General features: G+C 70.2%; 8 protein-coding genes. 5 read left to right on the top strand and 3 right to left on the bottom strand.

Going from position 1 to position 6,371, the window contains the following annotated elements; translation table 11 throughout:
- Positions 1 to 655: 655 nt before the first annotated feature.
- Positions 656 to 883, bottom strand: coding sequence for a hypothetical protein (locus ACZ6JS_RS33530; RefSeq protein ID WP_469303627.1), 228 nt, complete (start codon positions 881 to 883; stop codon positions 656 to 658).
- Between ACZ6JS_RS33530 and ACZ6JS_RS33525 the strand changes: the two genes are divergently transcribed.
- The 3 genes from ACZ6JS_RS33525 to ACZ6JS_RS33515 are packed head-to-tail and all read left to right on the top strand — an operon-like array spanning position 876 to position 2,522.
- Entirely contained in the window at positions 876 to 1,475 is a 600-nt protein-coding gene (locus tag ACZ6JS_RS33525; protein ID WP_469303626.1) for an SAM-dependent methyltransferase, read from the top strand. The genes ACZ6JS_RS33530 and ACZ6JS_RS33525 overlap by 8 nt on opposite strands.
- 33 nt (positions 1,476 to 1,508) lie before the next feature.
- Positions 1,509 to 2,087: a hypothetical protein gene (locus tag ACZ6JS_RS33520; RefSeq protein WP_469303624.1), complete on the top strand. Its 579-nt coding sequence runs from the start codon at positions 1,509 to 1,511 to the stop codon at positions 2,085 to 2,087.
- Positions 2,088 to 2,114: 27 nt separating this feature from the next.
- Positions 2,115 to 2,522, top strand: a complete 408-nt coding sequence (locus ACZ6JS_RS33515; RefSeq protein WP_469303622.1) for a MazG-like family protein — start codon at positions 2,115 to 2,117, stop codon at positions 2,520 to 2,522.
- Positions 2,523 to 2,548: 26 nt separating this feature from the next.
- Here ACZ6JS_RS33515 and ACZ6JS_RS33510 read toward each other — a convergent pair whose 3' ends face one another.
- Together ACZ6JS_RS33510 and ACZ6JS_RS33505 are read right to left on the bottom strand one after the other, a co-directional pair.
- Positions 2,549 to 3,886: a methyltransferase domain-containing protein gene (locus tag ACZ6JS_RS33510; protein ID WP_469303621.1), complete on the bottom strand. Its 1,338-nt coding sequence runs from the start codon at positions 3,884 to 3,886 to the stop codon at positions 2,549 to 2,551.
- Between the two features lie 28 nt (positions 3,887 to 3,914).
- Positions 3,915 to 4,901, bottom strand: a complete 987-nt coding sequence (locus tag ACZ6JS_RS33505) for a LysR family transcriptional regulator (protein WP_469303620.1) — start codon at positions 4,899 to 4,901, stop codon at positions 3,915 to 3,917.
- A gap of 288 nt (positions 4,902 to 5,189) precedes the next feature.
- On the opposite strand from ACZ6JS_RS33505, the gene ACZ6JS_RS33500 reads away from it, so the two are divergent.
- Together ACZ6JS_RS33500 and ACZ6JS_RS33495 are read left to right on the top strand one after the other, a co-directional pair.
- Entirely contained in the window at positions 5,190 to 5,735 is a 546-nt protein-coding gene (locus tag ACZ6JS_RS33500) for a dCTP deaminase (protein ID WP_469303618.1), read from the top strand.
- A gap of 5 nt (positions 5,736 to 5,740) precedes the next feature.
- Positions 5,741 to 6,367 (top strand): hypothetical protein, encoded by a 627-nt coding sequence (locus ACZ6JS_RS33495; RefSeq protein ID WP_469303616.1) that lies wholly within the window; start codon positions 5,741 to 5,743, stop codon positions 6,365 to 6,367.
- The last annotated feature ends 4 nt before the right edge of the window (positions 6,368 to 6,371 follow it).

Raw genomic sequence — 6,371 nt, 5'->3', positions numbered from 1 at the left:
AGCCCCAACGGGACGCCCGGGCGGGACCCGGCAGCCACCCCGGAACCGGATCAGGCATGCAGGCGACTGCTCGGACCGTCCCGGCCCCCGGCACTCTCGCCGTTGAACCATCAGCAATCCGCCCGTGACAGCTCGTCCCCACCCATATCTCCCCATGCGAGTGATCATGGCACGCGCCAGCGGGCGTCAACTCACCTGAGAGGCGGGCAGGTAGGGACTTCGACGCGATCTCGCCGCTCGGCAGGCGGGTGTCGCCGCGGAGCAGAGGCGCCGCGTCCTGCACCAGGGCCTGAACGCCTCGGTCGGCGCCCGGCTGATCGGGAAAGTCCAGCCCGAGCCACTCCCGAGCGAGCTCTGCCGGCCACACCTGCCAGGAGACGAATTCGCCCTCTCCGTTCACACCGTCACTCCCGTCACGGCCTCCAGGATGTCGTTCGCCTTCTCCGTGCAGGGTGCACACGCGCCCCCGCGAGAGCCGCAGATGGCGGCCGCGATCGCGTCCAGAGACCCCGTAGAGGCGATGCGCAACAGGCCGTCAGGCCCTTCCGCGTGCACGTCTCGCACGCGGCCGTCTTGTCCGGACGGATGCCACACGCGATCAACGCGATGCGGGACGTCCTCCCGACTTCCGTGAAGGTCATGGAGACAATCGTGTTCATCGGCGGCTGCCCTTCGGTGCGCGCGACTGGTAGTGGGCGATCTGCTCGAGATCGGTACCGACGTGCTCGTACGCGGTCATCTCCTGGCAGTACGAGCACCGGTAGGCGACGTAGCGCCGCAGCGGGTCGGTGACGGACTGTGGACTCCCCTGGCGGCCGCCGGCCATTTCGCACGGTCCGGCGTCTCCGCACCAGCTGCAGGCGGCGGAGTAGTGGATGATCACGGGCGCTGGCGTCCACGACGACCAGGTGATCGGACGCCCGCGATGCTCCGCCGGGAGCACGGCTGCAGCCCAGGTTGTGGGGGCGGGCACCGCCCACAGTCGGCGGGCCGCCGCGCCGTGGTCGGCCGCACCCGCGTCGACCCCGCGCCGCGGCACGGGCTCCGGCTCGCCGCGAAGCGACCGCAGGCAGGTCGTGCAGACGTTCGCCTCGGCGACCGGGCCCACCCACGGCCGCACGCCCGGCGCCTGCTCTCCCTGGATCCCCGACGATGCCCGCGTGCAGGACGCCATGGCCTACCTCCGGACCTGGCTGCCACCCGGTAGCGCCCTGTCGATCACCCATGCGACAGCCGATCTCAGTCCGACCTGGGTGGAGCGGGTCCAACAGGTGTACGACGACGCCGGCATCCCCTTCCGTCCCCGGGACCGCGGGGCGTTCAGTGACCTCTTCGGCGACTGGGAGGACCTCTGCGGGGGTCGCGTTCGGGTCGTCCCCACCGCCCGCCATCAGAACGCCCACCAGTTCTCCGCAGTGCCCGACTACGTCTCCGCCGCGTACGCCGGCGCCGCAGTGAAGCACCCGACCTCGTAGACAGAGACCAACGCCATGTACTCCATGCTGCTCTTGACCAACTCAGACTGGGACCCGCTCGCGGAGCTCGTCCACCGCCGCACCGACCACGAGAAGCGGATCCGAACCGCGACGACCGACGGCTCCTCCCGGCTCCGCCTGGCTGCCGACCCCCAGCCGGATATCCAGCTCATCGGCATGTGGGAGGACGACCAACTGGTCGGAGCCTTCGCCCTCGCGGAAGGACCCGACGCCGCGGGGTGGACCGCAGACGAGCGCGCAGAGCCGAGCTGGATGCTGCGACAGGCCTTCACCGATCCCGAACACAGCCGGCTCGGCCGACTGGCCACGTTGTGGATCGGTGATTATGCCGCTCCACAGAACACCCCACCCCTGTGGATCCGCTGCGCCGTCCCAGAGCCGGAGGTCGCCTGGTACCTGGAACGCGATTGCGGGTGGACTCTCGTGCGGAAGGCACGAAGCAAGGTCGGCTACCTGAATTCGCTGCTGCAGAGGGCCCCAGAGCGGATCAAGCACTTTGACCTGCTCGTCACGACCGGGGCCGATTTCACGATTGACCCCGTCCTGCGCAGGGCGCTCCTCACGAGCGTGCACGCGGATCCGAAGGACTGACCACTTCGGGTGGGATTCCTGGTTCTAATGGCGCCGGTTGAGGCGCCATCTCTAGGCTCGAACAACAACAGGCCCGGCTGCCTGGCCGGCCATGACGAACTGGTGCGGGAGAAGTACGTGCTCACCACGGGCAAGCTGGTACGGGACCGGATTCCACAGATCATCCGCGCGGACGGAGCCGAGCCGCAGGTCTATGTGGCCGATCCGGCAGAGTACCGGGAGCGGCTCCGCGCGAAGCTGGCCGAAGAGGTGGCGGAATACATGGAGGCGGACGAGACCGACGCCGCCGAGGAGCTCGCGGACGTCCTCGAGGTCGCCTTCGCTCTCGCGGCGGACCTCGGCGTCGACCCTTCCCAGCTGGAGAAGATCCGGGCGTCCAAGGCCGAGCAGCGGGGCGGCTTCTCGGAGCGCATCGTCTGGACCGGCAACCGCTGACCGGCGGTGCCTGTCTCGCAACGCCTCTACAGCTCGGGCTTGACCAGCACAATGTGGCTCACCCCGACCAGGGGTAGCCCGGCCGCCCTCCTCGCGGGGGCGAGGCCGGCGTGGCGGGCGAGCGCGGTGGTCTCCGCCACGCTGATGCCGCGCTGGAAGGTGCCCTTGCCCTCGCTCGACCAGTAGCCGTCATGGTGGGCCGTCCAGCCGCCGCCGGCGGCGGCCTTCGTGATCTCCTCGGGGGAGCGGGTGACGACCACGACGTGCCCGCCGGGTCGTACGAACGCGGCCGCGTCCTGCAGCGCGCCGATCCGCGCTCCCGGGTCGGGCAGCACGTTGAGGACGAACATCTGGGTCACCAGGTCGTAGCCGTCTCGTTCCGGGCGGGGCCAGCCGAATCCCTCGTGCGGGTCGTACCCGTCCGCGTCCAGCCCGGCGGCCCGGTAATGGGCGACGTCGGCCCCGCGTCCGCACCCGTGATCGAGGACCGTACGGACTCCGAGCGGGCCCGTCAGGTGCCCGGTGACCGCACGGGCCGCCGGTGAGGCCGCCTGCCGGCTCATCGCGGTCTTGTGCGGCTGGTACGAGCGCGCCCCCGCGGCCGCCGGCGGCTTGCCCGTCAGGTCGCTGATCGCGAACAGGACGTCGTCCGGCTCGGCGACTTCCGGGGTGAGCGGCAGGTCGAGCAGGATCGCGGAGTGGTCGGTGAACGCCTTCGGCCCCGTACGGACCTCGTGCCGGGCCCTGACCGGGACGCCGACGGCCAGGTGGTCGCTCAGCAGGGCCAGGTCACACCGGAAGCGGCTGAGCTTGCCGGTGAACATCCGCTCGAACGTGAATTCCGCTTCCCCATCCGTGGTGGTGTCGACGAGCCACGCGGTCTGCAGGAGGTGCTGCAGCGCCTTGCGCTCGGTGTCTGCGGTGAACCCGCTGACCTCCCCGTCGTACAGCCCGTCCTGCGGCCGCGGCGCAAGGTTGAAGTCCCCGCAGATCAGCAGCGGCCGCCCGCCCTCGGCTGCAGCCAGCGCTGCGAGCTCGCCGAGCTGGGTCGTGCGGGCCGCGCTGCTGTAGGCGTCGAGGTGAACCTGCAGGACGGTGAGCCAGCTCAGCTCCACCCGCTGCGCCCAGCTGGTCGGCGCCGAAGTGTCCGGGGCGGCGATGTCCTCACGGACCCAGGTGGCGAGGTGGCCGTCCCCGCCCGCGAAGACGTACCCGGGCAGGAGAGGCGGGCGCCGGTCGGCGGGCTTGTACGGCTCCTGCGCGACGATGACAGCGACGTCGTGCGCGCGGAGCCAGGCGGCGAACCGAGCCCGTGCGCCGTCCGCGCCGAGCCGCTTGTTGAGGTTGATCGAGGCCAGCAGCATCAGACGTGCCCTTCGGAGGACGGGATGGTCACAGGGGGATCGGCCGGCCGGAGGCGGCTTCCTCGCGGAAGGCCTCCCACAGCACGTTCAGCGGGTGAGAGGCGTCGTAGGTGTCACGCTCGCCCTTGCGCGCGAAGACGCCTGAGACGAGCTGGAGCATGGGGTCGAAGTCGTCGGCGAACTCGACCAGGCGGAAGCCCTCACCGCCAGGCAGCCGGCCCTCGACGGCCGCCTCGCCTATGGACCGGGCGCAGAGCATGCAGCCGCGGGTCATCTCGGAGCGCAGCAGGGCCAGCCCGTAGTAGATGTCGTCGATCTCCGCGACGACCTGGAGGTGGGTGCGGAAGTCGGTTCCGTACCAGCGCTCGACGAAGTCGGCGATCACCCCGCGGGAGGGTATGACGAGCGGCAGGTTCCGCAGCCGCTCGACGCCGACCTGCCGGGCGGGTAGTTCGCGGACGGACAGGTTCGTCAGGAGGGCGAGGCCTTCGCGGTGCCACTCCAGGAAGTCGTACTCGGGGGCGAGCGGGCCGTCGCCGACCGGCGCGGCCAGTCCCCCGCACAGCAGGTCCACCTGGTTGGAGTCCAGGCGCTGGCGGAAGTCGCGGGTGCGCACGTGGACGACCTTGAGCTCCACCTCCCGCGCCATCAGCTCGGGCTCCACCCGCTCCCACACCCGGGCCAGGAACGGGAGCGTGAACTCGGTGGTGCCCACGGTCAGGGTGGAGCCGAGCCGGCGGCGGGAGTTCGCGATGCCCTGGAGCCAGTCCGAGAACGTGGACCGGATCCGGTCCACGACCTCCAGCCCGGTAGGGGTGAACAACAGATCGCGGCCGCGGCCCTGCTTGACCACCACCAGCTCACCGGTCAGGGCCTGGAAGTTCCGGTTGAGGATGTCGAGCTGCTTCTGCACGCTGGACTGCTCCCGCCCCAGCAGCCGGGCCGCGGCGAGCGCCGTGCCCTCCTCGTGGACGACGACGAGCGTGCGCATCTGGTCCCACGTCAGGTCGAGCAAGTCCGGTGACCAGGCAAGCAGATCCCCCCGGAACCCCTCAGGACCAGGCACTTTGAGTGGACCGGACGGTAACGACGGCATGCGCTTCCCTCCCCTGGGCGCTACCCCACCAGCTTGCACTGTCCGAGCGGCCAGGAGTAGTGGACTTCACCGCATTTCACGCCAGGAAAACCTTGAAATGTTCGGGTGGACATGGAGACATGACGAGCTATCCACGGGAACATTTCCTCAGTCGCCTTCGATCTGGCGATGTTCACCACACCGATGCCTGAATTCCGGGGGTGAGTCATGCTCTCAGCCGAGTCCATCAAGGACCACATCGACAGCGGCGCCGTGACGTGGGACGGGGAACTGCGCGGGGACAGCCTGCTCTTGAAGCTCGGCGGTCCGATCCAGCCCCTGCTCGCGCCGGACGCCGTCGTCGACCTGGCCCACCAGGCCAGCATCGACACCCTGTACGGCCCGCAGATCGCCGACTGGACGACTTACGACCTGGAGCCGGGACACATGATCCTGGCGCCGGCCTCCGAGCCGATCTCTCTGGGCCCGGACATCGTGGGGATACTCGGCGGTTTGAGTCATCTGGCCCGGGTCGGCCTGGCCGTCCACATCACCAGCCCGTTCGTCCTGCCGGGCTGGGCCGGCCATCTGACCCTGGAGCTCGTCAACCAGAGCCCGGCCACCCTGCGCCTGCACCACGGGATGCCGCTGGCCCGCCTCGTGCTCCAGCTCCGCGGCGGCGGCCACGCCGCGACCGCCCACCCGTTCTACGGCCATCCCGCAGACCTGCAAAGCCGCTACGCCGACGAACTCGTCGACCCGAACCAGAGGTGACTGCCATGGACGACTGCCAGTTCTGCACCGAGTTCACCGCGCGCGAGTCCAAGACCCGCATCATCACGGAGACCACCGACGGCTGGGTCCTCCTGCCCACGGTCGGCTGCCTCACCCCTGGCTACTCCCTCTACATGCCGCTGGAGCACCTCGACGCCGCCGCCGACGTCGCCCCCGACGACCTCCCGCAGGTCGCCGCCGGCCTGGAGTCGATGCGGACCCTCATCCAGAACCAGTACGGGCCCACCATCGTCGCCGAGCACGGGCCGCGCGACTGTGAGCTCGGCGCCTCCTGCTGCAGCCACGCCCACCTCCACCTCATCCCCGTACCGGACCCGGACGCCATTCTGGCCGCGTACGAGAAGGTCGGCGGCCCGGGCAGGCGCCTCTCCTCGCTCGTCGACCTGCCCGCGGCCGCGGAGACCTCGTACCTGCACCTCTCCCCCCGCCCGGGCGAGCACCACTACTGGCCCGCCGACGATCGGTTCGCCCGCCAGTTCGTCCGCCGCGTCGTCGCCGACCAGCTCGGCATCGGCGAGCAGTACGACTGGCGCGACCACCCCTTCACCGAGAACCGGCACCAGACCTTCGACACGCTGACCGCTGCCATCCGGGCCACCGCGACCGCCTGACGAC

Source organism: Streptomyces sp. NPDC046349, from assembly GCF_055587885.1.
This window is presented reverse-complemented; position numbering and strand designations above follow the sequence as displayed.

Bases quoted from the DNA above. Each gene is read 5' to 3' on its own strand.
- ACZ6JS_RS33525 (WP_469303626.1), top strand. From the start codon at position 876: ATGATCACGGGCGCTGGCGTCCACGACGACCAGGTGATCGGACGCCCG.
- ACZ6JS_RS33515 (WP_469303622.1), top strand. From the start codon at position 2,115: ATGGCGCCGGTTGAGGCGCCATCTCTAGGCTCGAACAACAACAGGCCC.
- ACZ6JS_RS33510 (WP_469303621.1), bottom strand. From the start codon at position 3,886: ATGCTGCTGGCCTCGATCAACCTCAACAAGCGGCTCGGCGCGGACGGC.
- ACZ6JS_RS33500 (WP_469303618.1), top strand. From the start codon at position 5,190: ATGCTCTCAGCCGAGTCCATCAAGGACCACATCGACAGCGGCGCCGTG.
- ACZ6JS_RS33495 (WP_469303616.1), top strand. From the start codon at position 5,741: ATGGACGACTGCCAGTTCTGCACCGAGTTCACCGCGCGCGAGTCCAAG.